We start from the raw sequence: 25,350 nt of genomic DNA, 5'->3' as shown, positions 1-25,350 counted from the left end.
ATGAATAAGTATAAAGTTGTTGTTACAGATAATTTAAATGGAAATTGCCATATAGAAAAGAAAATTCTCCAGTCCATTAATGCGGAAGTCCATATATATAAAGAACTTCACGGCGAAGAATTGTGCCTCGCTGTTGAAGACGCCGATGCGGTTCTCGTCGATATGGCCGAAATTACTGCCGAAGTTATAAACCGCATGAAAAAATGCCGTGTTATTTCAAGATATGGAGTCGGATACGATAATGTCGATGTTAAAGCGGCTTTCGAGGCGGGAATCAAGGTAGCCATTGTTCCGGATTATTGTGTTCATGAAGTGGCGGAACACGCTTTTGCTCTTTTGCTCTCTTTTGAGCGGCAGATAGCCCAGCGGGCCGCTGCTGTCAGAAGCGGGCGTTGGCGCGACGTGCAGACTCCGGGAATCAGAAGAATACAGGGATCCGTACTGGGTATAATCGGATATGGAAAAACCGGCCTGGCTTTAAAAAGAATGGCTGAAGGTTTCGGTTTCTCGCGTATACTGGTTCATAGCAGGGGCCTGGAGCCGGGACTGGAGATAGACCAGTCTGTTTATTCGGTGACCATGGAGGAGCTTCTCGTGCAATCTGACTATATTTCAATTCATCTTCCCCTCACTGAGGAAACGCGTTCATTTATCGATGAAGAATCTTTTAAAAAGATGAAAAATAATGCGGTTCTGATAAATACGGCCAGAGGGGCTATTGTCGATGAACCGGCCTTGAAGGACGCTATTCTGAAAGGAGAAATCCGCGGAGCCGCCCTGGATGTTCTCTCTCATGAGCCGCCTGGATCTGAAATCAATCTTGCAGAATTGGATAAGGTCATCATCACCGATCACAGAGCGTACTACAGTGAGGATTCCATTGCCCTTTTAAAAGAAAAATGTGCACAAAATGTTGTTTCCGCTCTCAAAACCGGCTCGCCCATATATGAGGTGAACTATAGGTAATCAGCTTCTGTCGATATCGATCCGACAGACCTCTTCGCCTTCAACATTTCTGGCTCGTAAAAAGTTCTGGGGGTCCATTGCCTTTTTGCCATCGACGATGAAATAATAAAAATAAGATCCTTCCCGGAGTTTCAGCTCGGTCGTGTAGACGCCCGATGATGTTTCGATCATGGGAGTCATGTAGGGATCCCAGCCGTTGAAAGTCCCGACAATGGATACCGTGGCATCAGGACGGCTTCTGAGAGAGAACACTGTTTTTCCCGAGGAATCGTTTACCGGACCGGTTACTTTTACATAACTCTGCGAGGGGACGGTCAACCTTGATACTTCTATTCCGTATTTATCTTTTCTGTTCTCTTTATTCAGGGGATCGGCCATCCAGAGCCCGTCCATGATAAGACGGTAATGAATCTCCTCTCTTTCCGGTACAGGGGCTGTATAGACATAGATCCCTTTTTCGTTGATTTCAAAAGGATGGATTGTATTGTATGATTCATAATCAAAGGCAACGCCGATAAAGCGAACCGATCTTTCAGGTCTGGCTGTAAGAAAAATCATGCCGTTCCATATTTGCGGTTCCTCTGTGCGGGAAAGGCCCATGATTTTCAGATGGAGAGGCAGGTTACTCTGCCCCCAGAGAACTGAACCGGCGGAAAATATAAGAATTATGATAAATAAAGCTGTTTTTTTCATATGTCTCTTTTATATTTCGGCCTATTTTATTGGTACTTTATTATTAAATGACGGTAAAGGATGCCGATCATTATACAGAACCCCTTTTAAAGATTATAATGGGATTTGAATAACGAGAGGTTGAAACACAGAACAGCATGCCCGATCTCGGAATTATAGAAGATTTCAAATTACTGGTTAACTCATTGGGAAAAGAGCCTTCAATTGTCGCCAAAGAAGGCGGCTCTATTGAAGACGTTCCCGCTGTTCCCGCAGAAGGTTCGGAAGACGCTTTCTTCGGAGCCGCCTCTTCTCCCGATGATTTTAATCTCGACGATAGATTGAATCAGGCTCTTGCCGAGGATGAACCCGATGAACTGGTTCCCGATCTCGGCGGCTTTGATTTTGCAGAAGATGACGATGATAACCCCTTTGGTGATTTAGGTGATTTTACACTGGATGATGAGATCCTTGATGACTCGGCAGATTCCGGCGAATCCATGGATGATTTCTTCCCCGCCGGAGAAGATGCTCTTTCCGGTGAATCCGGTAGGGAGGATTTGTCCGGTGAATTCGATGATATGGACGGGCTTTTTGACGTAGATTCCGAAGTGGATAATTCGGCACCTGATGATATGGACGGCCTGTTTGATATCGATGCTGAGCCGGATGATTCAGGTCTCGAAGAGATGGATGCTCTTTTTTCTGAAGAAGCGGATGGCATGGATTCGGATTTCGGCGATATGGAAGAACTCTTTGAAGAAGAAGAAGAAGAGGACACTGTCGAAGAGCTGGATGGTTCGGAACTGGAAGATCTTCCCGCGGAAGAAGATGAGTTTGCCTATTCCGGCGATGCATCTCTCGATGATTTCTCCTTTTCCGACGAGGAGCCTCATATAGAGGATTCATCCGGTCTTCCTTCGACTATGGGAGACCTGTTTGAAGATGGATCGGAAGAAGCCATTCCCGATTTTGTCGCTCAGGAAACAGAGGAAGAAGAGCTCTCATTTGATGATTTCACCCTGGATATTGCGGATTCTGACGATTCTCTGCCATCGGAACTCGATGAAGCGGAAGACCTTCTGCCTCTTGAAGATGTGGAAGATCAGCCGGAAGAAGTAATCGAGGAAATTGCTGAAGAACTGCCGGCTTTCGATGATGATTTTGATCTCAGTGATGAGCCGGAGATCTCTCTGGGCGATGATATCGAAGAAGTCGAAGAGATAGGTGATCTGGAACTGGAAACCGGAGATATTGAAGATTTTGATATGTCTCCGGGAGATTTCGGAGATATGGATGATGTCGGGGACTATTCCTTCGGCGATGAGCTGGACGCGATCGATGAAATGAAAGAGGAAGTTCAGGAGGAGGAAGACTTTTCTCTGACTGAAGAACAGTTCCGCGCTCTGAAAATCACCATGTCGACTCTCCCCCGGAATCTGAAGCTCGCTGTTGAAGAAGTAATCGCAGAGCAGAAGCTGAAAAAAGAGAAGTACGAGAAGTTCATAATGCTTCTTGTTAACGGCGCCAGTCCAAAAGAGATTGCCGATTACCTTCTTAAAACGATAAACAGGAAAATCAAACTCCCCTCGGGGTATATGAAGAAAAGCGGTCAGGCGCTCGAAAAAAGCAAGTCCGGTTTCCGCTATATATTTGTTCACCAGACATGGCCGGTTCTCCGCTGGGTTCTTCTGGGAATTACAGCGACGTGGATTGTCGGCATGCTCTCGCTTTTATTTCTCTATAGACCGATAAAAGCTGACAGTCTCTACTCGAAGGGATACGAAAAAATCTATTCCGATCAATACGATGAGGCTAATAATCTTTTTGAGACAGCCTGGAAAGGTTGGGAGCTGGGACCGTTTTTTATAGATGGTTGGAGAAACAAGAACTGGTTCTACAAGTACGCCGATGCCTATCGGGACAGAAGGCAGTTTATTGAGGCGGCCCGAAAATACGATCAGCTTATGAGATTTTATCCCGATGACATAAAAGGGATGATGGAATACGCTCATATGGAAACCTATGATACGGCGAATTACAGTCATGCGGAAGAGATTCTCAGGCAGGTTCTCAGTGTAAAAGTCAATGATTACGAAGCCATGCTGGCCTTCGGAGACAATTATTTTGAGTGGTCCGATGAAGATCCCGCCAAACTTGAAGACGCCCGTTTTGTCTATGCCACCATTCTCGATTCCGTAGGGGGAAGGGACGAAATCCTTCTCCGTATGCTCCGCTATTTCCTCAAGAGAAAAGATGATGTCAATATTCGCCAGTTGAAGGAAACCTTTGCCGAATCTAAGGAAACCGGCGCAGATCCGGCTTATTTCTCCAAGGTCTTTTCCGAACTCGGAGGCTATCTTCTCGATGAGGGAGAACCGGCTGAAGCGCTTTCCATATTGTTCCGCGCCGAAGAAGTCTATGATGAAATCCCCGATGTGCACTATCAGCTGGCCCGGTATTTCAGGGTCAATGAAGATGACAATATGGAAGAGCTGGCTCTCAGAAAAGTTCTTTTCTATCTGGACAGACAGACTCCTTTAAAAAAGGATAAGATTTTCATGAAGCTGGATACTCATCGGAGAAGAGGCGAGCTCAAATTCCGTCATCGCGATTATCTCGATGCTGAAAATGAATACAGGCAGGGCATCGCTCTCTATGAGAACAGTATCAACAGGAATCTGATCGGAGCCTCTTCAACCGGCGGAAAGCTCTATGCCGATCTCGGAAGCCTCTACTATGGCAACCAGGACTACATGGCGGCTCTCAATATGTACGATCAGGCTGAAAAGAACCGCTACATCACACCGGAGATTGAGTACCATCGCGGGTACTGCACGTACATTACAGGGAACTACGAGAGAGCTCTCGTCGAGTTTTACAATGCCGAGCAGGGGTTGCCGGGAAACAGGAATATTCTCTATGCCCTGGGTAATACCATGTTGAAACGAGGTAACTATTTCGGAGCCCAAAGCGCTTTTACCCGTGTTATTCATCAGCTGGAAGAGGTGGAGAAAAATATCGGATATCTTCAGATAGAAGAGAAAGATGAACACCGGGCTCTCATCGAAATGTACAGCAAAGCCTATAATAACCTGGGAGTGGCTTATTTCAACCTGGCCAGAAGCAGTGCTGATGTAGATAAGATTTCACAGGCGATGGTGAGTTTCACCCGGGCGTCCGATTACTCGGATTTGCTGACCAGAGATCAGGAGACAAAGGTCAGGGCCAATCGTCCGGAAACGTTCGATTCTGCCGGTGAATATCTTTCCCGGGATAATGATAATGTTCTTGACGCCGGTGGTTACCGAGTGGAAATGGATGAAACAATCCACCTCAATGTCGATGATGTTCTGTTCTGATTTTCAGTTTCTCTGATCTACAGGAAAACTTATTGTAAAGAGTGCGCCTTCTCCTGTCCGGCTTTCGCAGCTGATGGTGCCGTTCAGTTCTTCTTCGATAATATCTCTGATGATATTCAATCCCAATCCGGTTCCCCCCTCTCCCGGTTTGGTAGTAAAAAAGGGTTTGTATATCTGGGATATATTTTCCTGACTGATACCGTTGCCATCGTCCTTGTACTTCAGAATCAGGTTGCTTTCCGAAATTGAGACGTCAATTGATATTTCCCCGTGGTTGCGCCCTTCGAAACCATGAAGAAGGCTGTTGTTAATGAGGTTCGTGATTGTCTGGTACAGGACTGAAGGTGTCACCTCCACTTCCAGATCTTCGCTGCAGATCAATTCTATTGTATAAGGTGTATTTTTCAATTTGTAGGAGTAGCTGTTTATAATTTCTTTGATGTAATTGGCAATGCGGATGACTTTTTTGTCTTCCCTGGTCTGGTCAGAAGTGAACTCCTTGAAACCCATGATCAGACTGGAAGCCTGTCTCAGATTCCTGTGTACAAGGTCGGAAACTTCGGCGGAGATGGCGAGAAGTTTATCAAAGTCACTTTTTGTCAGTTTACCTGCCGTAAACTTCTTCCGGATTTCCAGAACTGTCGATTCGAGATGAGTCGACGCCGTAATGGCAACGCTGATGGGATTGTTTATCTCGTGGGCGATTTTGGCTCCCTGCCGGCCCATTATGGCCATTTTTTCCGAATGAATAAGGCTCTGCCTGGTCATGTGCAGTTCTTCCAGAGAATTGCGCAGTTCTTCGGTTCTTTCCTGTACCTTGTGTTCCAGATTCAAACGGCTGCTTTTCACTTCATCGGCCAATTGGGCGATTGAAGCTGTGAGAACAGCGCTCTCTTTTATCTGAAGGCGGCTTGCCGGTAGATCGATGTCATTTTTTCCGGCGCCGATCTGACTAACAGCTTCAATCAGGATATGTATCTGTCTGGTGAAGAGCTGGACGAATAGAAATCCGGCGACAATGGAAATAAGTCCGAGCAGGATTAGAGAGAGCACCGTGGTTCTCACTATGGTTTCGAAACCCCTAATGAGGTTTTTTTCCGGTGTAATGGTGATAAGCGAATAATCATATGCAGGATCCGTATAGGTTTGGATAATTATTTTTTCTTCGCCATTTTCTGTTTTCCGGCTGTCATAGGTGACATAAAAGCGACCGCTCATTTTGTTATTCTGAAGAGGCTCTGAAAAGTTTTTCAGATTGAAATCGGACTGTTCGGGAAAACTTTTTCCTTCGGATGTGAAAAGGAACACTTCCGACCTCAGCGTTGTTGCAATGTCAGTGAGGAGTTTTAACAGTTCTTCCCGGTTGAAGGAAGCCGCCACAAGATATTTCTGTCTGTCCATTTGGATTGTCATATAAAGCCACAGGGAAGATTCTGCATTAGTCAGGCCTTCTGGAGATTCTCCTCTCCAGGTATAGGCTGCGGGATCATTGTTTAAGAACCGACCTGTTTCTGATTGAGTAAAAAGATCTGTTATCTTTTCCGATACGGGAAACTGCCTTCCGTATGTCAGATCGAAAAAAACGGATTCTTTTTCATAATCGGTGGAAAAGATTACCAGATTGCCAATAAGACCGGTCATTATCCCGATATCGCGAATATCATCTACAATCAGCTTGGAAGGACCCGAATCATTCAGCCTGCCGATTAATTGACTGTTCATCTCCATATTTTGAATGAGGCTTTTTGTTTCCATAAAAAACCTGTTCAGATATAGTCGGGAGCGCTCGATTATTCCCTGAGTGAGAACTGTTGAATTGTGGAGTATATTCAGCTGTACCGTTCTCGTAACGATTGTCTGCATCAGGAAAAGCGGAACTATCGTTAAGACTATTACGAAAATAAGGAGAAGGAGTTTCATGGATACGGTTCGATTTTGTCGCTCCATAATTTAATGATAGTCAATGAATGAGCGGATGGAAAGAATAATGTTAGCTCATCTTCCGTATTTCGCTGATAACCCGATTCATCTCATCGGCCTGACGGATTTGGCTTTCCACTAGCTTGAATTGAGTCCGGCATCTGTCCAGATTGTGTTCTTCTCTATGTATTCGGAAATATCTATCGCCGTCGAGAAAATCGGTCAGAAAGCGAAGACCTATGGTAAAAGTTACTACCTGTCCGGAGAAGGCGAGATTATCAAGCTCTGTCTTGTTGAGAATATGGCTTGTCTCCTTGAGAAAGCCCCGGGCAAAACCGCTGAAAATCGATAAATCCATGTTCACTTTCGACAGATCACGCTCGTCTTCAGCCGCGGTATTGGTAGCTGTTCGGATCGTATCTCCGAAATCGTAATGGATGAAGCCCGGCATAACTGTATCCAGGTCGATAACACAGAGTCCCTTGCCGGCACTGTCGAGCAGGACATTGTTGAATTTTGTGTCGTTGTGAGTGACTCGTTCGGGAATGGCTCCCGAATCGCCCAGCTCCAGTATGCGAAACATTTCTCTATGATGTTTTTCTACAAAATCGAGCTCTTTTTTTACCAGAGATATTCTGTTGCACCGGTCTTTTTCCAATGTCTTGTAAAAGATTTCCAGACGGCGGCCGAGGTGGTGAAAATCAGGAATGGTTTCTACAAGTTCATGGCCTGGGAGATCGGATAATAAGCGTTGAAAGCGCCCGAACATCTTCCCCCCCTCATAAGCGACCTTCCCATCCGGAACGATATCATAGCTTTTATTCGGCCAGATATAGATATATAGCCGCCAGAAGTCTCCCCGCTCATCGAGATGATAGGGTTTTCCGCACGTTGTGGGAATTAATGTCAGAATCTCCTTCGAAGGGTCGCCTTTTCCCTCTTCTTCCATTTTTCTGTGGAGATGAGACGTCACTTTGCGGATGTTTTCCATAAGCCCGGGAATATCTTTAAAGACAGTTTTGTTTATTTTCTGGAGAATATAATCGGGACTGTCATTCTCATGGGTTCTCAGCAGGTAGGTTTCATTTATATGGCCGCTTCCGTAGGGTATGCAACTCTCCAGTTTACCCTCCATAGCGAAAGCCCGGCTTATTTTATCAAAATTATATGTCATTTTCAGTCTCTTTCTGTCATTGTGAAATCAATATTGTCTGGTGGTGTTTCCACTTTTCTTATTTCTCTGAGCAGTCTGTCATCTTCTGGAACACCCCGTCTTTCAGCTTCCAAACGGGTCCGATAGAGAAACCATAAGTCGGCCAGAGCTGTTTCCCCTTCTTTTATATTGGCAAAAGGATGGAGAAAAACTTTTTCTAGAAAATCCCTTATATCCTTGTGGAATGCAGCTATGGCAGCGGGTATCATGACCCTCTCGTCTCCGGCTTCATCATCTGGTAGGGTTTTGAAATATTTCCAGGCTTCATCGTAATATCTGTTTTCAATAAGCATATCCATCAGTTCCCGGATCAGATAAACCCGTTCAGTTTTATTGCTGAGGGCGACAGCACGCCTCATAGCATCAAGCGCCTGGTCCGGTTTTTTCCAGTCCAGCAGGGCTATTGCCAAATTTCTCCAGGCAAGCGCCGTGGGTTGGACCGAAAGTGAGTCCTGCCAGTTTTTAACAGCTTCTTCCGCATCGCCTCTCTCAAAATTGAGTACACCCAGAAGAATAAGCGGGCGGGGGTCTTTTTGAGATTTCCCCGCCCAATTGCGCAGGAGAGGTTCCCATCGGGGATCCACCATCCAAGAGGTTATTTCCATACCGTCTGCTCCCCCGGAAGATCCAGTTGCCAGTAGATCAAGCCATAACTGCTGTTCCCTTCCCATAGAGGATTCCGGAAAAGCCATTCCAACGGGTATGGATTTGTTAATGCCGGCAGATTTTCGGAATGCCAGTTCCAGAGCACCCCAACCTGAACCCTTATGGATGATCTTTTCAGGTTTCAAAAGAGCGCAGGCCCGATAGATTTCATCTCTCTTTTTCACTTCACCTGAATCAAGCTCTCTGTCGAGTTCTTTTCTGACATTATCCCGTGATCTTTTCCAGTCGCCGTAGGCATCCGCCGGTTCAATCTGTGCCGATCCGAATATCTGGGTAAATTGCCATTCTGTCTCCCCGGGCATCTCCAGTCCGTGAAGCTGAGTCGGTGCCAGACCGGCCTGTACTTCCAGATAATCACCTTTTCCCGGTTCAGACAGGAAGTCGCACCAGTTCCTTCCTCCTTTATGGGTGCCCCAGCAGAACATCTTTCTGTAGAGTAACAGGTCGGTGGACCGTTCATAAAAAATATATCCGTCGTTATATACCGCCGCCTCCCAGGGCGAGGAAAGCCCTTCGGGATTCTGAAAAAAATATTCACTTGAAAAAGTAAAATTCATAGGCCGGGAAGCGTCTTTTCCCGGAAGAGAGGGGAGATCGGTAAGACTCGCTCTCCCGAACCGGTGGATATTCTTCTCGCTGATATTGGATTCCGGTTTTATGTAGATCACCTGATCAGTTTCGGAAAATACCCGGATATCTTTCTCTTCTGGAAGAGCGATGTTTGTCCACCAGTACATGGGAACTTTGTAGCTGTTATCGTTGACGATTCTCACGTGGGCACCAAGTTGCCGGGCACCGGGAGGAAGATGGAAATCTACGGAGAAAAATATGCCCCTGTTTCTCTCATACTCATACATTCTGAGGAATTCATTTTCTTCTCTGTCGGTTACGGAGGCGAAAAACACAGGCTCACAGGTAAGATAGGAGTGGCCGAACTGGCTTATATTCCATTCAATACCTCCGGAGAACCAGGCGTCGCGGGTCGCCAGATTGGCAGGCTGAAACACGGGATTGGAAAAGAGTAGTTCTTTTCCCTTATGTTTGTCAAAAAGAGATATGAGTCTTCCTCCGAAATCCGGCAGGAATCGGGCTCTCAGGTGTTCATTTTCCAGATCGATTACCTTCAGCTCCAGCTCTTTTTTTTCCCGGGTGTAGCTGTCCTGCATCGCATAGGGGAGGACTCGGAAACCTGTCTCCCAGGCAAAAAGTTTTTTATCTTTTTCCAGAAACGAATTGTCATAGGCGCTCGGTCTGTTTCTCTCCCTGTGCCTGAACATGGGCAGGGGATTAGTCTTTCCGGGCAGACTTCCCGGAATTTTTATCTTATCAATGTTAACGCTCATTTATTATTCCTTGATGGCTCCACCCGTCACTCCGGCGATAATCCGCTTCGACAGAAATATATAGAGAAGGAAAGTCGGGACGAAGACTATAATAACCGCCGCGAACATTCCCGCCCAGTCGCCGATATAGCGCATAGACTGAACCATTGTGTAGAGTCCCACTGCCAAGGGTCTCAGCTCCGAAGTATTGGCAAAGATAAGGGCAATGAAAAACTCATTCCACAGAACGATAAAGTTGAAAATCCCAACTGTTATTATTCCCGGCTGGGCAAGGGGAAAGATTATCTTCCAGAATGTCCCGATAGGGGTGCAGCCGTCGATTGCAGCAGCCTCTTCAAAAGAGCCTGGGATCGTTGCGAAGAAGCTCAGAAGGAAGAAGACCGTAAACGGTACGTTGAGACAGATATAGAGGATGATGAGAAGGGAACGTGAGTTGGTCATTCTCATTATGGACGCCAGATAGAAAAGGGGTAGGATAATCATAATCTGGGGAATCCCCAGGGATCCGACAAAAAGACTCTGAATCAGTTTGTTCCCCCTGAATCTAAATCTGGCCAGAATGTAGGAAGCGGGCGCGGAAATGACGATAATGCCGAAACTCGCCGCAAAAGTGTAGATCATGCTGTTGATGAAATACATACCCACGTTGTGGTTCACAATAGCCTTAATGTAATTGTCGAAGTGTAAACCCGACTGCAGAAGCGTATTGGTGAATATCTCTCTTGTCGTGGACAGGGACGCCAGCACGATCCAGCCCACAAGAACAATGGTAAAGAGAACCCATAAATTGAGTACTGCATATCCGGGGAGTCTCCCCAGCGTTTGTTTTCTGTTCATGAATTTTCCCCTAATACTGCAGTTTTTTATCGCGGATCAGAAAATTGACCAGGCCGAATACGCCGATGATCATCAAAGTCATCAGGACACCGACAGCCGCTCCCGCTCCGGCATTGAGTAAACGTGGATCCGTCGGGGTCAGGTTCCGTCCGAAAACAAGATTGTACATGTAGACCATGGGTGTGATAGTTCCCACATCGGGATCGAGAGGTGAAAACATCATGGACCAGATAAAAAAGGCGATAGAGGTTACTGACCACATGACAATGCTGCTTTTTATAACACCGCGCATCAGCGGCATGGTTATTTTGGTGAACTGTTTAAATAGATTGGCACCCTCCAGGCGGGCCGCTTCAAAATAATCTACCGGGATTTTCTCGATTCCCGCCATGAAGATAAGCACGTAATAGCCGACCATGCCAAAGCAGTAGGCTAGAGTCATGGCGAAGAATTGATTGTCCGGAGAAGTCCACTGGAAGGCAGCTGCCTTCTCCAGGCCGAGAAAAGTAAAAACGCTGTGAAACAAACCGTATTTGCTGCTGAAAGCGTACTGGATCCACATGGTGGCCATGGCTACGGCTGAAACCACATTGGGTAGATAGATCGCGGCTCTGTAAAAAGACTTGCCTTTATATCCCGAAGTGAGGATAACGGAAAAGACCAGAGCTACCAGGAATACGGCGATGCCTCCCCAGAACCAGATATTGAAGATATTGACCAGAGACTGACGGAACATGGGGCTGGAGAACAGCTTGATATAGTTCCCGATACCTACAAATTCCCATTTGCCTAGATTATCCGTGACGGTGCGAACATAGAAAAAACTCATAAAGAGGGTCCGTATCGTCGGATAGAGAAACACCAGACAAAAAGAGAGAAGCGCCGGTGTCAAAAAAATAACAGTCATTTTATTATCGCGTTTCATTGATAAAATCCTGAAAGCGGGGCGCCTTACGGCACCCCTGTTTTAATTATTTTAGTGCCGACTTAACATTCCTGACGAACTGATCAGCTGTGATCTGTCCGGCAAGCAGTCTTGTGTATTCCGCTTTAATAACGGGGAAGGCATCTGTATCAGCTGCCAGTCCTCCGCTCCAGGGAATCCAGGAATCCAGGCTTTCGAATATGGGTCTGCACTCCTCTATCTGGGAAGGCCAGGGCATGCTTGTATCCATGGGTGCGCCATATGTTTTGGCTGCCAGTTCCTTGTCCCATTTTCCGGAAGTCAAGTGAGCCAGAAGAGCGAAGGCTAATTCAGGGTTCTCGCAGTTTTTATTGATCTGGAATCCCTGCGCTCCGTAAGTTCCGCCGTTATTGTTAACGCCGCCGGTAACCGCGGGATAAGGGAACTGCCCCCAGCGAAAATCAGGACCGGTTGTCCCCATAACCTCATTGGGAAGCCATGTCCCGTTCATAAGATATATGGAAACCTGATCAGTGGCCACTTCCTGCTGTCCTGCAGGCCATTTGTTTGTTGCGACCTGTGGAGACATAAAAGGAGCCAGTGCTTCGAAATCTTTTGCGGTCTGCATCACTTCAGGTGCATCCCAGAGGTTACCTGTTTTATCTTTGACCAGAGCTTCAACAGATTCAGGATTGCCGTACATTCTGTTAAGATGCATGCCTAGTGGAAGATCAATGTAAGCGTCATCGATGGTAATGGGGGTATAGCCGGCTGCCTGTAGCTTGGAACAGGCCTGAAGCAATTCGTCCCAGGTCCGGGGAGTGGATGTTATACCTGCTTTATCGAAATGATCTTTGTTGTAGAAAACAACGACTACCATGGGCTGATAAGGGACAGCATAGAGAGAGCCGTCAGATGAAAAAGAACGGAGAAGGGTCTGAAGCGATCCCATAACCGTGTCGGTAAAAGTCTTTCCATTTGTTGAAGGATAAGCTTTTCCGTAGAAATCATCGAGGCTGAGCGCATAGCTCTGCCAGGTTTTAACGATTCTTTCCAGGTCTTCGTCCCAGATGTCAATTTTCGTCCCTGCATCAAGAGCCGGCTGAAGCGTTTTCCGTATCTCCCGGCCGTTCCACTGAACATCAATCTTCACTCCGGGATTCATTTTTTCGAAATCCTTAATTGCATCTTTGAGAACCATAGCCTGGGGCTCTGTTTCATTCCACATGGACCAGTAAACAAGATTGACAGAATCGCTGTTTGCCGCTTCCTGCTGACCTGTTGCAAATGCCGGTGAAAGGGCTGTGATGAGGACCAGTGTCGACATCAGAATCATCTTAACTTTTTTCACTTTTTTCTCCTTTTCAGGTTTTCGTATTAATCAAATCCTATCACGGTTTTTTTATTAGTATTTGCTTATAAGTTGCTAAATATTGTTTGTATGTATCCAATATCAGATATAGAATTAGTTGATATGGAGATTCAGGGTTTTTTTTCTACGCCTGTTAAAGAGGAAATTCGAATAGAGGAAATTTTCACAATTCACTATTTCGAGTACACCAAGGACTTCTATTTCGGGGGAGAGAAGCATGACTTCTGGGAGTTCCTCTATGTTGATGGCGGCGTCGTTGAAGTCGTTGCGGGAAAGACCCAGCACACTCTTTTCAAAGGGGATATAATCTTTCACCGTCCCGGAGAATTCCACAGTCTCTGGGCCAACGGCAAGACAGCTCCTAATCTCGTCGTCATCACTTTTTCCAGTTCCAGCGTGGTAATGAAGTGGTTTATTGGTAAAATTCTCAGAATAAAAGGAGAGGAGAGGAATCTTCTGGGCAGTATCATTCACGAAGCTCAGCGAACCTTTTCGACTCGACTTGACGATCCTGCGACGAAGGGGATGATCAAGAGAGAGGAGGTCCCCTTCGGTTGTGAGCATATGATAAAGCTCCATCTGGAGGAACTGCTTATCCGCCTTATCCGCAGGGATTCGGATGTCTCAGGACCCGACCGCCTGACCGGGACAATTGAACAGAGAACGAAAGAAGTGGCTTTTAATAAAGTTGTCAATTTTATGGAAGATAACCTTGCCTCTTCCTTTGAAATCTGTGATCTTTGCCGGTCAGTCGGATACAGCCGCTCTTATCTACACAGAATTTTTAAAGAAAGGACCGGGCAGAGCGTTATGGAGTATTACAAAAGGGTCAAGATTGAGCGGGTGAAACAAATGATCCGTGAGGGTTCCAACAATTTTACACAGATCTGCGATGAACTGGATTTTACATCGCTTCAGCATTTCTCCCGTGTCTTTAAACGCTATGTGGGAATGACTCCTTCGGAATACAGCCAGTCTGTCAAACTCAAATCGGGCTTCGCTCCGGGGAAAAACTGATCATAATTTCTCTAGAGCCAATCCTGCAATTGGACCTAATATCACGGCCATAGACAGCATGGGAAGAAAATCTTTTGGATTTACGGTGTATACCGTCATCACTACGGGCAGCATTATAAGAACTGCAACAATCAAACCGTTGAGAAGAGAGTTCTTTACCAGCTTTGTCTCGGAAATAAATATTGCCGTGACAATCCAGAAACAGACGATAGCAATCATATTGAGCATCGGGGCCTTGACCATGACCAGGGGGATCAGATCCAAAGCTCCAGCAATAACGCCAACTGTTCCGATTTTTAAAGCTTTATTCATGTTTGTCTTCCTTATACTTTATCAATTTTGTGTATATCTGAAATTCTCTGTCTTTTGAAAAGAAATTACAAGCTATTGAAGCATTACTCTTAAATTTCCAGTGATTAAAAGTAGATAAAATCAAGGAGTGTCATATGAATTCATTAAATTCGATTCTACTGGAAGGGAATCTGGTCCGCGATCCCGAATCGGGAGAAACCCCCAAGGGAACAAAATTCTGCAGGTTTTCCATAGCGTCCAACCGATTTTACAAACAGGAGGGAAACCGGGTCGATGAAGTTTCCTATTTTGATGTGGAAGTCTGGTCCAAGCTCGCGGAAAACTGCTACACCAATTTGGAAAAGGGACGCGGTGTACGTGTCGTCGGACGGCTGAAACAGGACCGTTGGCAGGACGAAGAGGGACGGGGGAGAACCAAAGTTAAGATCGTAGGGGAGCATGTGGAGTTCAAGCCGCAGTTCAGGAAGAATGAAGAAGAGAAGATAGAGGAAGCTGAACCGGCTTTCTGATTAAATCATCTTGCCGTAGAATCCCTATAATCTCTGCGGCAGGTTTTCTTTGCCCCTGTAATCATTAAAAGCCATTCCGCCGATATTAATGTGATGGCAGTTATAAATCCTTTCTCCCGGCGCAAACAGAAACTTTCAGAAAAAGAAATTCATGCGGTACTTTCCAAAATCCGCGCCGAATATGACAAATATATCGTTACATTCCACAAATCGGCCTCCCTGAAGGAGGAATTTGAACGTCGTTACCGCAATGCCAGGATTGAGTCCCGCGATCTGGAGAGCTTTCTGAAAGAGGAGATAGCCGCGGTTCAGGCCATTTTCAATCATCAGAAGCAATTGAAAAAAGAACAAATGGCGGAAGCGGAAAAAGCCCGTCTCAAGGATAGGCGAAAAGGTCAGCCGGACTTTGCTGACAAAGTCCTCGAGCAGTTTAAAAAGAAAATATCAGCTTATCCCCGTCTCAGGATTCATCCTGAGGCTTCATATGAGATAGAACATCTCTATGGTGCAATCAGTCAGTTTGAAAAGCTCTACTGGCCGGCTCTCGATAAATTTATCTCTGAGAACCGGACATGGGCACTCCGGGGTGAGTTCCGGGACTTCAACAATGAGTTATGGCGCTTTACCCCTTCGGGAGATAAGGGGATTCCCATTGTCCTGGAAAAATACTGCCTGTTACTCGATTCTCCGTCGATAACTCTGAAAGAAAAATCCATAGAAGCCCAGCAGTGCATAAAAGAAGCGGCGTTTATACTCAACGACATAGTCTGGAGCTGTAAAGAGATTATGAAAAAAGGAATCGATGGCGCCAATATTGAAAAAAGTCTCGATTTTGTCCAGAATATCATTAGTGACTTTAGAATTAAGGAATTGAAAAACCGGTAGAAGACGGTTTGGATCCATTTATAAAGGAGTGATATTTATGGCATATGTTAAACTGACTGATGAGAACTTCGAACAGGAAGTTCTAAAATCGGATATACCAGTTCTCGTTGATTTCTGGGCGGAATGGTGCGTTCCCTGTAAGATGCTCGGCCCGGTGATCGAGGAATTAGCTGATGAGTACGCCGGCAAGTTAAAAGTCTGTAAGCTCGATGTCGATGATGCTCCCTCAACAGCGGGGAAATTCGGCGTTCAGAGCATTCCGACCGTTATGGTTTTTAATAAAGGCGAACAGGTGACCCAGACTCTGGGAGCCCAGCCCAAACCCAATATAGTAAAACTGTTTGAGGACCTGATCTAGTCAGATCCGAATTATGCGCCCGGTCAGGGCGCGTAAACATTGTCGGAATTGACTTCTCCGAAACTTTTTTCTCCTGTCGGGACAATATGCCAGTCTGTGCGCATGTCACTGTCTGTCGATACGCTGTCCCGGCAGATCGACCTCGTTCCGGTCGTCCCTTCCGAATACACGGCATCTTCCGGCCTGATAAATCCATCTGTTCCATTCCAGACCTCCAGAAAAGACAGTTCTTCAATCATATCGAATGTAGCGGCGGTCCAGCCTCTGTATTCTTCACTATCCGCTGTTACCCTGTTTGAATAGGGAACGGCATCGATTATACTCCCGAATGGATTGGTATAGAGGCTTATCAGTCCGTTGCTTCCCGATAAGGGCATGTCTTCATCGGCCCAGATATCCCAGGCGAGATCGGACGCCAGTTTCCCTCCCGACACGCTTTTGCTCCCGCTTTCGTTAATCTCTTCGGGAAGACCTTCCGGCCGGAGATGGACAATTATGAAGTCACCCGGGGAGACTTCCAGCGATGGAAGAACAAAGTAACTGGTGAAATGCTTTGAAGTTCCGAGAAAAAGAGCCGCTCCTGCGGTGTTTCCCTCTCCGGCGACATACAGTTCCACCGTGTCGGGATTATTGCCGCTCCCTTCGGGGTTGAATTCATTTATGATCATATCGGGAAGATTCTGGTTCCAGCCGTAAAACCGAATCAGGAATGAAAGCCTGTTCCCCTTTTCATCCAATACGTCGCTCCGGCATTTATACATTTTTCCCGGTATCTGCTCATCAGAAAAATGTATGGTCAGACGGTTCCCGGCTGAATCCCAGCTTTCCAGAGACAAGTCCGGTTCCGAAAAAAAAGTGCTGTCATCAAAAGAGACCGGCTCGCTGAAATCCAGAGTGAGGGTCCGGTTGTCTGTCAGTTCTATTTTATTCAGCTCCGGCGGTTTCAGATCGGGAAGCAAATCCCCATTGTTATTAAAAGGTTCGCTGCAGGAAATGAGCATAGATATGAGCAGGAATAAAAATAGAATCATCGGACCCTCCATTTCTTTTTACACTTAATAAAGAACAGCTGTGCTTCAATTCCCGGAAAATGTAGTCCTGATACGGGTCGGCTTGGATTTTTTAGCCGGACCATACTTTATCCCTTGATGGAGGCCCCGAATATTCTATAATTATAATTGTGAGTTCCGGAAAAAAAATAAATAAAGCTGATAGAGCCTTTTTTCTAAACAGCGATATCCGATATCATCTGTTCCGGGCATATATTGTCATTTCCTCTTTTCTGGCACTCACGTTCAGTATCATTCACCTTCTAAACAGAAGACCGGCGGTCAATTATATTACCGCCATGGCCGCATTCGTTCTATGCGTTTTCTGGTATTTCATGTCTTCCGATTACAAAAGGTACGGTTTTGCCAGAATCTCATTTCTCTTCGTGTTCTCTCTTGTATGGCTGCCTCTGGGCTATATAACATCTCCCGGTTCCTTCAGCGCTATGCCTTATCTTGTCATCATGGTGGCTTTCATTCTATCTGTCGTCGTCCGCAATACCTGGGAGTATATATTCCCGGTTCTGATGATTGTTGAAATGCCCATCCTTTTTCGCCTCGAGATATGGTACCCCGAGGTTTTTGTAAAGTACTCCGATCCCCTTTACCGGATAAATGATCTGACAATGAATTTCACAGTAGCAATCAGTGCTGTTATTTTTACGGTTATCTTTATGATGAGCCAATATAATAAAATTAATCTCCAGCTTTATAATTTAAGCGTTCTCGATGATCTGACAGGGTTGTACAATAAGCGATATCTTATGAAGTTTATTGAAATGGAGAAGAACCGCTCGGAGAGACACGGCCGACAGTTTTCGCTTGTCTTCATCGATCTGGACAATTTCAAGCGCATAAATGATATCATGGGCCATCTGGCCGGCGACCGGGTTCTTAAAGGATTGTCAGATATTCTATTGGAGAATACCAGAAGTTATGATATAGCCGCCCGTTACGGAGGGGATGAGTTTATCGTCATCTTTCCCGAAACCGATCATGAGGAAGCCAGGCTCAGGATGGATGAACTGGATAGGAAATTCCGGAACTTTGTGGAACAATATAAAAAACTGGGTCTGTCCGTCAGCTGGGGTATTTCCGAAAGCGGATCGAAAACAGCTGAAGAGATTCTGTCCCTGGCCGATAGAAACCTCTATGACAAGAAGAAACGTTAAGGTAAAAACTCTTTCTAGCCGCTTATTCTTTTTTTCATGGCTCCGATAATCTATGTATGAAAGCTTTGCATTTTTTTCCGGTACTATTTCTGTTGGCAGTTCTCTCCGCATCGGCTCAGGATGCTCTTCAGATCGTCCCCGGTGACGCCTATATCGAACTGGCTCCCGAAGGCGGTTTTTCTCTTTGGATAAAAGCCAGAGAAGGCCTCGGTTCCATCATGCTGACCGATTCATCCAAGGATCCCGACGGGAAGGAGGATTCTTTCTCACTCCGCGCCTTTGATTACAATGAAGTGAACGGAGATGAAAAACGGCTTCTCAACGGCGAATTCCTCGATAGCGATAAGGGGTACTATTTCCTCATTGACTCCACCACGGAGATGAGCACAGTTTTCGATGATGAAGCATTCCGCATTTATGTGCCCGAAACGGTAACTTACGGGTATCCCTGGAGCCGGGAAGGGCAGCTGGCAATCGGCCGGGGCTCGTGGTTGAATATCAGAGCCTTTGAAAAGCCATACGGTGATTATGACGGCCTATATCGGGATAATCCATTTATTCTGAGTATGAAAGAACTGCCGCCTCTCCCTCCCGTTCCGATGGAAGTGGAAGAGGAAGAGGGCGTTTTTGATGAAATGGCATCGGAGACCGAGGGAGAGTTCAATATCGCAAAAGACGGAGATGACGCCGTCGATAAAATCGCTGATCTTCTGGACAGGACACCCGGGCCCGATATAGATCTGGTGCTGGTCGTCGATACGACTGTCAGCATGAAAGATGATGTCAGCTTTATCCGCAACAAGCTCGTTCCCATCGTTAAGACGAAGATAGCTTCTTTTGAAGAATTCAGAATCGGTCTTGTGCTATACCGCGATTACAAAGAGGAGTATCTGACCAGACGGTTCCAGTTCGAATCGGATCTGAGCATTATACAGGGGCGTTTGAATCGCATTACTGTCGCCGGGGGAAGAGATCTCCCTGAAGCAGTCTACGAGGGACTGTACGACGCGGTTGAAAATTTCGAATGGAAAGCCTCATCCAGGCTGATCATTCAGGTGGGTGATGCGCTTCCCCATGACATTCCGAGGGGCGATGTGACAAAAGATATGGTATTCGAAGAGGCCAGGTCCCGGGGAATTTCGATCTTTCCCATTCTGCTTCCCGCGGAATGACAAAAAAAGAGCTGCTTATTTGGAGCAGCTCTTTTTTTTATTCTGTTTCAGAGGTCTTTTCCTCTTGGCTTTTTTTCGGCGGATTTTGAATCTCGTCGATTTTGTCCAGAATCTTCCGGCTCAGGATTTTGTATCTTTCGGGATACATCACCGCGAAGGGACTGTTCTCGTACTTATCGAGAATGAGTTCGAAGAGGGCTTTTGAATAATCGTATTCTTTCATCTTATAGTAGATGAGGGCTCTTTCGTATTCGGCGCCGATTGTCTTGTGATGGTTCTCCGGGTAGCGCACCAGGTAAACTTCGTAATAATAGAGAGCCAGGTTGTAATAATTCTGGTCCATCGCCTCCTGGGCGTTTTTGAAAAACATCTCTTCATTCATATCCGGATCGATCTCTGCGGGGACAGAGGCGCAGGATATAAAAAGAGAAGCCGCAGCAGCCAATATAGCAAATAATATCAAGTTTCTTTTCATGTTGCTTCCTTATCTAGTAAACACCGGACCTGAACCGGAGTTTCAAAAAAAATAGCCGGATACCGTTTATCCGCAACAGATAAAATGGTATCCGGCAATCTTTGTAAATTCAAGTCTAAAATCTATTCAAATGAAGCTTGGGGGCTTCAAACATAAACTTCGTCTTTTATAGGGAGGTTTTTCTTGAGCTCCTTGATGTACTGCTTTGTTTCTCCCATGGGCTCATAGGCATCGCACTCGTCCAGGCTTCTCCTGGCTACGGTGAAATACTTGTAGTATTTTTCGTCACCGAGTTTCTTTTTCCATTTGCCGGCCGTACATCTTACCCTTAACTGGTATTGATTTTCGTTCCCATTGTTGACTCTTATTAATTTACAATTAATACAGTTGGCGCAATATATTTTGTCCTCGTCTGAAGGCAAATCTACATCGTCAAGGATATCTGCCATGCGGTCCTCCTTACGTTTTTTAGATTGATTTACTAATTTCCGCGTCCTTAAAGGTACTATAACAGAGAGACGGGGAGGCATGGAAGAGCCTCCCCGTGAGTGTTTCGCTATTTTCTGGGTTTAATATCCCATATTTCGGAAGCGTATTCTTTAATAGTCCGGTCGGAAGAAAATTTACCGCTGCTGGCAATGTTCATAAAAGCCATTCTGTTCCATTTGTCCCTGTCTTTATAGGCTTCGGAAGCTCTGGCCTGGGCTTCCACATATGACCTGAAATCTTTAAGAACAAAATATGTGTCAGGTTTGTTTCCTTCAATTCCGTATACCAGAGAATCGTAAATCTCTCTGTAAATATCGTATGAGCCGAATGTTCCGTCGATCAGCATGTTGAGAATCATCTTCAGTTCGTTGTCAGCCGCCAGTATTTCATGAGGCCTGTAGGAGTGCTCGGTTCTGATCCGGCTGATTTCTTCGGAGGTTAGTCCGAAGATAAAAGCGTTCTCCTCTCCCGCTTCCTCGACGATTTCGATGTTCGCTCCGTCCAGAGTTCCCAGAGTCAGGGCGCCGTTCATCATGAACTTCATATTTCCCGTACCGGACGCTTCCTTTCCGGCTGTGGAAATCTGCTCGGAGATATCGGAAGCGGGGAACAGTTTTTCTGCAACCGAAACACGGTAGTTCTCGATAAATACGACCTTGATCTTCCCGGAAACGATAGAGTCGTTGTTTACGAGGTCGGCTACGTCATTGATCAGCTTGATGATCTGTTTCGCCATTCTGTAGCCCGAAGCGGCTTTAGCTCCGAAAATAAAAGTTCTGGGAACCATTTCGACAGAAGGATCTTCTTTGATCTTTCTGTAGAGATAGAGTATATGGAGAATATTGAGAAGCTGTCTTTTGTACTCGTGGAGACGTTTGATCTGCACATCGAAAATGGAATCGGTGTTAACTTCAATCCCGTTGTGCTCCTTAATGTATTTCGCCAGCGCTTCCTTGTTGTTGTTCTTGATCTTCTCAATTTTTTTCAAATCGGTTTTGTTGTCGGCGAACTTCTTCAGCTTCTCCAGCTCGCTCAGATCGGCAATCCATTTATTCCCGATTTTGGATGTGATGAAATCCGCCAGTTCCGGGTTGGATTTGAGAAGCCATCGCCTCTGGGTTACGCCGTTCGTCTTGTTGTTGAATTTTTCGGGGAACAGGTCGTACCAGTCTTTCAGAGCTTCGTGCTTGAGGATCTCAGTGTGAAGAGCCGCAACTCCGTTGACCGAGTGGGAGCCGGTGATGGCGAGCCAGGCCATTTTTATCATGCCGTTGTGGATAATCGCCATGCGGCTCTGTTTTTCCCAGTCCCCTGGATATATGCCGCGGACAAATTCGAGAAATCTTCTGTTTATTTCTTCTATTATCTGATAGATCCGGGGCAGAAGGTTCTGAAAGATGTCGATAGGCCATTTTTCAAGAGCTTCCGCAAGGATTGTATGGTTTGTGTATGCAAAGGTTTTGGTTGTCAGTCCCCAGGCTTCCGTCCAGCTCATTCCTTCATTATCGAGGAGGATGCGCATCAGTTCGGGAATAGCCACTACGGGATGTGTATCGTTGAGCTGGATTGCCACCAGTTCGGGAAATCGGGAGAAATCATCGCCCATTTTGACTTTGTATTTGCGAATGATATCATGAAGCGAAGCGGAAACAAAGAAATACTGCTGTTTCAACCTTAAGGTCTTACCGAGGGGACCCATGTCGTTGGGGTAGAGAACTCGGGAAATGTCTTCAGCCGAATTGGCTTTTTCCACGGCTTTGAGGTACTGCTCATTGTTAAAGAGCTGAAGATCAAAACCGTCGGGAGACTGGGCTTCCCAGAGTCTCAGATTGTTGATTGTATCGGTTCCGTAACCGATAATAGGCATATCGTAAGGGATGGCGAGAACATCTTCCGTGTTAACCCTCTTGTAGTTTATCCGTCCTTCTTCGTCCCGCTCGGCAACAATATCGCCACCGAATTTAACGGTAACGGAATAATCCGGTCTTTTTATTGACCAGGGGTTGTCATGCTCCAGCCAGGCATCGGGCTTTTCAATCTGGTAACCGTCCTGAATTATCTGTTTGAACATGCCGTACTTGTAGCGAATTCCGTATCCAGTGGCGGGGAGATCCAACGTGGACAGGGAGTCGAGGAAACAGGCGGCAAGCCGTCCCAGGCCGCCGTTACCCAGACCGGCATCGGGTTCCGTATCTTCAATCAGGTTGTAATCCAGCCCCAGGGAATCGAGAACTTCTTTAATTTCATTTTCAATACCCAGGTTAACCAGATTGTTGCTCATGGCGCGCCCCATGAGGAACTCTGCGGAAAGGTAGTAGGCTTCTTTTATGTCTTTGGTTTTGTAGGCTTCCCGGGTGTTTTCCCAATGGTGCCAGATTGAGCCCAGAACAGCTTTTGAAATAGCAAAGTAAAGCTGATAGTTTGAAGCTTCAGAGAGCTCCTTGTCAAAACTCTGGCTTAAGGAACGCTTTACTTCCTGTATAAACTTTTCCTTATCTATCGTCATTCTGATCTCCTTATTTTATGCAATCGTTTGCATGAAAATTATATTAATAGCATAGGAATAAAAAAGTTGACTGTCAATAGGCCAAATTGCTGGAAAAGAAAGGACAATAGGCTAGAATAGTTATATATAGATTTAATAAGAACTGAATAAAGGAGTTTCACATTGAAAAGGACAACAATATTACTGATCATAACGGCTTTAATTCTGAGCATTTCAGGATGTGCCACAACAACTGTATCCCGTAAGGCGACTGATGAAGTCATTGATTTGAGCGGCCGTTGGAACGATACTGATGCCAGGCTTACAGCTGAAGTGCTGATTAACGATGTTCTGGCCCGCCCCTGGCTGATCAATTTTGTTGAAGAAGAAGGCGCCAAGCCCGTTGTCATCATCGGTTCCGTCAGAAACAAAAGTTCAGAGCATATCGACCTTCTCTCCCTGACGAAAAGCTTCCAGATGGAGCTGATCAATAGCGGAAAAGTCAAATTTGTCGCAGACTCCCAAGCAAGGGAAGAGGTCCGGACCGAAAGGGAGGACCAGCAGTCCAATGCCTCTGAAGATACGGCGACCAAATTAGCTGATGAAACAGGAGCAGATTTCATGCTTCAGGGTGTTTTAACTACTATAGTGGACGCGGTTGACGGAAAGAGAGTGGTTCTCTATCAGACCAATATGGAATTGATTGACCTGAGATCCAATGAAATTGTCTGGCTCGGTGAGCACCAGATCAAAAAACTGGTTGAACAGGCTAAAGCGAGCTGGTAATGAAAAAAGCAGTCAGCCTGATATTTTTCACTCTTCTTCTGGGGTCCTGTGCCAGTATGATGACCATGAATGATCATTATAAAGAGATGGATGATCTTTTGTTGAAAAGAGATTTCCCCCGGGCGGAAATGATAATTAAAGAAGCAAAGGAAGAGGGGAAATATGTTGAGAAGGATAAAGTGCTTTATTATCTCGATATAGGCATGCTTAATTATTACAACGGTTCGTACAGCGAAAGCATCGAGAATCTCAGCGCCGCGGAATACGGGATTGAGGAGCTCTATACCAAAAGTGTGGGAAAAGCTATCGCTTCTGGCCTTCTCAACGATAACGCTCTTGATTATTTCGGAGAGGATTACGAAGACATATACCTCAATATCTTTAAAGCCCTCTCCTTCCTTCATCTGGGTAACTATGATGAAGCTATGGTTGAATTGCGAAGAATTAACATCAAACTCAATCTGCTTGAAGACAAATACCGGAAGATCATTGATGAATACAATAATTCCGATGAAGCCGAGTCAAAGCTGGAGCCGCTTGAAAGCCGTTTTCACAACGACGTTCTGGCGCGTTATCTCAGTCTGCTCCTCTTCCGGGAAGAGGGGGACTTTGACGGTGCCAGAATCGATAGCGAAAAGATCGATGACGCCTTTGTTCAACAGACGCAGTTATATGAGTTTGAAAAGCCGCCGCTTCCGGTTCTCGAGTACAGTGAAGATACGGCACAGATGAATTTCGTCGCCTTTACCGGGCGTTCTCCAGCGAAGCTTGCCCATACGATTTTCATAGACAGCGGAAACAGCGTGGTGCGGTTGACTTACCAGGGAGAAGGGGAAGATTACGTAAACAGGCTCATCGGATTTAATACTATCTTTATGCCCGGAGTCAGGCCGGGGTTCCACTTCAAGTTCGAGCTCCCCTATCTGTCGCTGAGAGGTTCGGACATCACATCGATTGCTGTTCTTATCGATGGAGTAGAAGCCGGTCAGCTTTATTTGACGGAAAACATGGAGCGCATTGCTGAAGAGACTTTCAAGCTGAAGCAGCCGTTGATCGTCGGAAAAACCGTTACAAGGACTGTGACGAAAGGCATCCTGAAGGAAGTCGGCAAAGATGTGGCCAATGATCAATTGGGGTTTTTCGGAGGACTTCTGGTGGGGATCGCCGCCGATGTAGCGGTAGATGCTACGGAAAATGCCGATACCAGACTGTCGCAATTTTTCCCCGCCCATGCCTATACCGGTGAGATCGGTGTGACACCGGGACTGCATGATATTCAGCTTGTCTATTACTCCAACGGTATGGAGGTTTTCAGAGATTACAAAGGTATGGTTGACGTTCAGTCTCAGTCTCTGAATCTGATACAGAGTTTTGTTTTTCAATAGG

22 protein-coding genes are annotated in these 25,350 nt (G+C 45.9%); 10 read left to right on the top strand and 12 right to left on the bottom strand.

The genetic code is table 11. The features are described from left to right. The gene (locus HNR50_RS13885; protein WP_184747372.1) at positions 1-966 is read left to right on the top strand and encodes a C-terminal binding protein; all 966 of its coding nucleotides are present in this window, start codon (positions 1-3) and stop codon (positions 964-966) included. Here the strand turns inward: HNR50_RS13885 and HNR50_RS13880 are convergent, their stop codons facing one another. Then, complete coding sequence (locus tag HNR50_RS13880; RefSeq protein WP_184747371.1) at positions 967-1,659, bottom strand: early set domain-containing protein; 693 nt, start codon at positions 1,657-1,659, stop codon at positions 967-969. Between the two features lie 137 nt (positions 1,660-1,796). Between HNR50_RS13880 and flcA the strand changes: the two genes are divergently transcribed. Next, on the top strand, positions 1,797-5,000 hold the full coding sequence (flcA, locus tag HNR50_RS13875) for a periplasmic flagellar collar protein FlcA (RefSeq protein ID WP_184747370.1): 3,204 nt from the start codon (positions 1,797-1,799) through the stop codon (positions 4,998-5,000). Positions 5,001-5,003: 3 nt separating this feature from the next. Here flcA and HNR50_RS13870 read toward each other — a convergent pair whose 3' ends face one another. The 6 genes from HNR50_RS13870 to HNR50_RS13845 are packed head-to-tail and all read right to left on the bottom strand — an operon-like array spanning position 5,004 to position 13,234. Next, entirely contained in the window at positions 5,004-6,947 is a 1,944-nt protein-coding gene (locus HNR50_RS13870; protein WP_184747369.1) for a sensor histidine kinase, read from the bottom strand. Between the two features lie 43 nt (positions 6,948-6,990). Then, the gene (locus HNR50_RS13865; protein ID WP_221439883.1) at positions 6,991-8,094 is read right to left on the bottom strand and encodes a phosphotransferase enzyme family protein; all 1,104 of its coding nucleotides are present in this window, start codon (positions 8,092-8,094) and stop codon (positions 6,991-6,993) included. 2 nt (positions 8,095-8,096) lie between these two features. Continuing rightward, positions 8,097-10,142: a DUF5107 domain-containing protein gene (locus HNR50_RS13860; protein ID WP_184747368.1), complete on the bottom strand. Its 2,046-nt coding sequence runs from the start codon at positions 10,140-10,142 to the stop codon at positions 8,097-8,099. A gap of 3 nt (positions 10,143-10,145) precedes the next feature. Continuing rightward, entirely contained in the window at positions 10,146-10,979 is an 834-nt protein-coding gene (locus HNR50_RS13855) for a carbohydrate ABC transporter permease (protein WP_184747367.1), read from the bottom strand. 10 nt (positions 10,980-10,989) lie between these two features. Next, positions 10,990-11,904, bottom strand: a complete 915-nt coding sequence (locus tag HNR50_RS13850; protein ID WP_184747366.1) for a carbohydrate ABC transporter permease — start codon at positions 11,902-11,904, stop codon at positions 10,990-10,992. 46 nt (positions 11,905-11,950) lie between these two features. Continuing rightward, on the bottom strand, positions 11,951-13,234 hold the full coding sequence (locus tag HNR50_RS13845) for an extracellular solute-binding protein (protein ID WP_184747365.1): 1,284 nt from the start codon (positions 13,232-13,234) through the stop codon (positions 11,951-11,953). A 90-nt stretch (positions 13,235-13,324) separates the two neighbouring features. On the opposite strand from HNR50_RS13845, the gene HNR50_RS13840 reads away from it, so the two are divergent. Beyond that, positions 13,325-14,272: a helix-turn-helix domain-containing protein gene (locus HNR50_RS13840; protein ID WP_184747364.1), complete on the top strand. Its 948-nt coding sequence runs from the start codon at positions 13,325-13,327 to the stop codon at positions 14,270-14,272. On the opposite strand, the gene HNR50_RS13835 is transcribed toward HNR50_RS13840, so the two are convergent. Beyond that, on the bottom strand, positions 14,273-14,584 hold the full coding sequence (locus HNR50_RS13835) for a hypothetical protein (RefSeq protein ID WP_184747363.1): 312 nt from the start codon (positions 14,582-14,584) through the stop codon (positions 14,273-14,275). Between the two features lie 134 nt (positions 14,585-14,718). Here HNR50_RS13835 and HNR50_RS13830 point away from each other — a divergent pair, with 134 nt between their 5' ends. From HNR50_RS13830 to trxA, 3 genes are all read left to right on the top strand, one after another. Continuing rightward, positions 14,719-15,093, top strand: a complete 375-nt coding sequence (locus tag HNR50_RS13830) for a single-stranded DNA-binding protein (protein WP_184747362.1) — start codon at positions 14,719-14,721, stop codon at positions 15,091-15,093. 93 nt (positions 15,094-15,186) lie between these two features. Further along, positions 15,187-15,978, top strand: coding sequence for a hypothetical protein (locus HNR50_RS13825; RefSeq protein WP_184747361.1), 792 nt, complete (start codon positions 15,187-15,189; stop codon positions 15,976-15,978). A gap of 37 nt (positions 15,979-16,015) precedes the next feature. Then, complete coding sequence (gene trxA, locus HNR50_RS13820; protein WP_184747360.1) at positions 16,016-16,336, top strand: thioredoxin; 321 nt, start codon at positions 16,016-16,018, stop codon at positions 16,334-16,336. Between the two features lie 23 nt (positions 16,337-16,359). Here the strand turns inward: trxA and HNR50_RS13815 are convergent, their stop codons facing one another. Then, a complete protein-coding gene (locus HNR50_RS13815) occupies positions 16,360-17,367 on the bottom strand; it encodes a lipoprotein TP_1001-related protein (protein ID WP_184747359.1) in 1,008 nt (335 codons plus the stop codon). Positions 17,368-17,516: 149 nt separating this feature from the next. On the opposite strand from HNR50_RS13815, the gene HNR50_RS22740 reads away from it, so the two are divergent. After that, positions 17,517-18,557, top strand: coding sequence for a diguanylate cyclase (locus tag HNR50_RS22740; protein WP_184747358.1), 1,041 nt, complete (start codon positions 17,517-17,519; stop codon positions 18,555-18,557). Between the two features lie 56 nt (positions 18,558-18,613). Beyond that, positions 18,614-19,729 (top strand): vWA domain-containing protein, encoded by a 1,116-nt coding sequence (locus HNR50_RS13805; RefSeq protein WP_184747357.1) that lies wholly within the window; start codon positions 18,614-18,616, stop codon positions 19,727-19,729. 37 nt (positions 19,730-19,766) lie between these two features. Here HNR50_RS13805 and HNR50_RS13800 read toward each other — a convergent pair whose 3' ends face one another. The 3 genes from HNR50_RS13800 to HNR50_RS13790 all read right to left on the bottom strand — a co-directional run bounded on the left by HNR50_RS13800 (position 19,767) and on the right by HNR50_RS13790 (position 23,199). Further along, entirely contained in the window at positions 19,767-20,204 is a 438-nt protein-coding gene (locus tag HNR50_RS13800; protein WP_184747356.1) for a tetratricopeptide repeat protein, read from the bottom strand. Positions 20,205-20,350: 146 nt separating this feature from the next. Continuing rightward, positions 20,351-20,653 carry a hypothetical protein gene (locus HNR50_RS13795; protein WP_184747355.1) on the bottom strand — a complete coding sequence of 101 codons (303 nt, stop codon included), beginning with the start codon at positions 20,651-20,653 and terminating at the stop codon, positions 20,351-20,353. Between the two features lie 107 nt (positions 20,654-20,760). Beyond that, the gene (locus HNR50_RS13790; RefSeq protein ID WP_184747354.1) at positions 20,761-23,199 is read right to left on the bottom strand and encodes a glycogen/starch/alpha-glucan phosphorylase; all 2,439 of its coding nucleotides are present in this window, start codon (positions 23,197-23,199) and stop codon (positions 20,761-20,763) included. A 162-nt stretch (positions 23,200-23,361) separates the two neighbouring features. On the opposite strand from HNR50_RS13790, the gene lpoB reads away from it, so the two are divergent. Beyond that, positions 23,362-23,964 carry a penicillin-binding protein activator LpoB gene (lpoB, locus tag HNR50_RS13785; RefSeq protein WP_184747353.1) on the top strand — a complete coding sequence of 201 codons (603 nt, stop codon included), beginning with the start codon at positions 23,362-23,364 and terminating at the stop codon, positions 23,962-23,964. After that, positions 23,964-25,349 (top strand): COG3014 family protein, encoded by a 1,386-nt coding sequence (locus HNR50_RS13780; protein ID WP_184747352.1) that lies wholly within the window; start codon positions 23,964-23,966, stop codon positions 25,347-25,349. Before lpoB ends, HNR50_RS13780 begins: the two co-directional genes overlap by 1 nt. Position 25,350: the final 1 nt, after the last annotated feature.

The sequence above is a fragment of the Spirochaeta isovalerica genome (genome assembly GCF_014207565.1).
Lineage (GTDB): Bacteria > Spirochaetota > Spirochaetia > DSM-2461 > DSM-2461 > Spirochaeta_F > Spirochaeta_F isovalerica.
The sequence above is the reverse complement of the archived record's forward strand: the minus strand, read 5'-3'. Positions and strand labels throughout refer to the sequence as shown.

What these genes read in the sequence shown, in the direction of transcription:
- HNR50_RS13870 (WP_184747369.1), bottom strand. Translation starts at nt 6,947, where the DNA reads ATGGAGCGACAAAATCGAACCGTATCCATGAAACTCCTTCTCCTTATT.
- HNR50_RS13800 (WP_184747356.1), bottom strand. Translation starts at nt 20,204, where the DNA reads ATGAAAAGAAACTTGATATTATTTGCTATATTGGCTGCTGCGGCTTCT.
- HNR50_RS13835 (WP_184747363.1), bottom strand. Translation starts at nt 14,584, where the DNA reads ATGAATAAAGCTTTAAAAATCGGAACAGTTGGCGTTATTGCTGGAGCT.
- HNR50_RS13880 (WP_184747371.1), bottom strand. Translation starts at nt 1,659, where the DNA reads ATGAAAAAAACAGCTTTATTTATCATAATTCTTATATTTTCCGCCGGT.
- HNR50_RS13790 (WP_184747354.1), bottom strand. Translation starts at nt 23,199, where the DNA reads ATGACGATAGATAAGGAAAAGTTTATACAGGAAGTAAAGCGTTCCTTA.
- HNR50_RS13780 (WP_184747352.1), top strand. Translation starts at nt 23,964, where the DNA reads ATGAAAAAAGCAGTCAGCCTGATATTTTTCACTCTTCTTCTGGGGTCC.
- HNR50_RS13830 (WP_184747362.1), top strand. Translation starts at nt 14,719, where the DNA reads ATGAATTCATTAAATTCGATTCTACTGGAAGGGAATCTGGTCCGCGAT.
- HNR50_RS13805 (WP_184747357.1), top strand. Translation starts at nt 18,614, where the DNA reads ATGAAAGCTTTGCATTTTTTTCCGGTACTATTTCTGTTGGCAGTTCTC.
- HNR50_RS13885 (WP_184747372.1), top strand. Translation starts at nt 1, where the DNA reads ATGAATAAGTATAAAGTTGTTGTTACAGATAATTTAAATGGAAATTGC.
- HNR50_RS13855 (WP_184747367.1), bottom strand. Translation starts at nt 10,979, where the DNA reads ATGAACAGAAAACAAACGCTGGGGAGACTCCCCGGATATGCAGTACTC.
- trxA (WP_184747360.1), top strand. Translation starts at nt 16,016, where the DNA reads ATGGCATATGTTAAACTGACTGATGAGAACTTCGAACAGGAAGTTCTA.
- HNR50_RS13795 (WP_184747355.1), bottom strand. Translation starts at nt 20,653, where the DNA reads ATGGCAGATATCCTTGACGATGTAGATTTGCCTTCAGACGAGGACAAA.
- HNR50_RS13865 (WP_221439883.1), bottom strand. Translation starts at nt 8,094, where the DNA reads ATGACATATAATTTTGATAAAATAAGCCGGGCTTTCGCTATGGAGGGT.
- HNR50_RS13840 (WP_184747364.1), top strand. Translation starts at nt 13,325, where the DNA reads ATGTATCCAATATCAGATATAGAATTAGTTGATATGGAGATTCAGGGT.
- HNR50_RS13815 (WP_184747359.1), bottom strand. Translation starts at nt 17,367, where the DNA reads ATGATTCTATTTTTATTCCTGCTCATATCTATGCTCATTTCCTGCAGC.
- HNR50_RS13850 (WP_184747366.1), bottom strand. Translation starts at nt 11,904, where the DNA reads ATGAAACGCGATAATAAAATGACTGTTATTTTTTTGACACCGGCGCTT.
- HNR50_RS13825 (WP_184747361.1), top strand. Translation starts at nt 15,187, where the DNA reads ATGGCAGTTATAAATCCTTTCTCCCGGCGCAAACAGAAACTTTCAGAA.
- HNR50_RS13860 (WP_184747368.1), bottom strand. Translation starts at nt 10,142, where the DNA reads ATGAGCGTTAACATTGATAAGATAAAAATTCCGGGAAGTCTGCCCGGA.
- flcA (WP_184747370.1), top strand. Translation starts at nt 1,797, where the DNA reads ATGCCCGATCTCGGAATTATAGAAGATTTCAAATTACTGGTTAACTCA.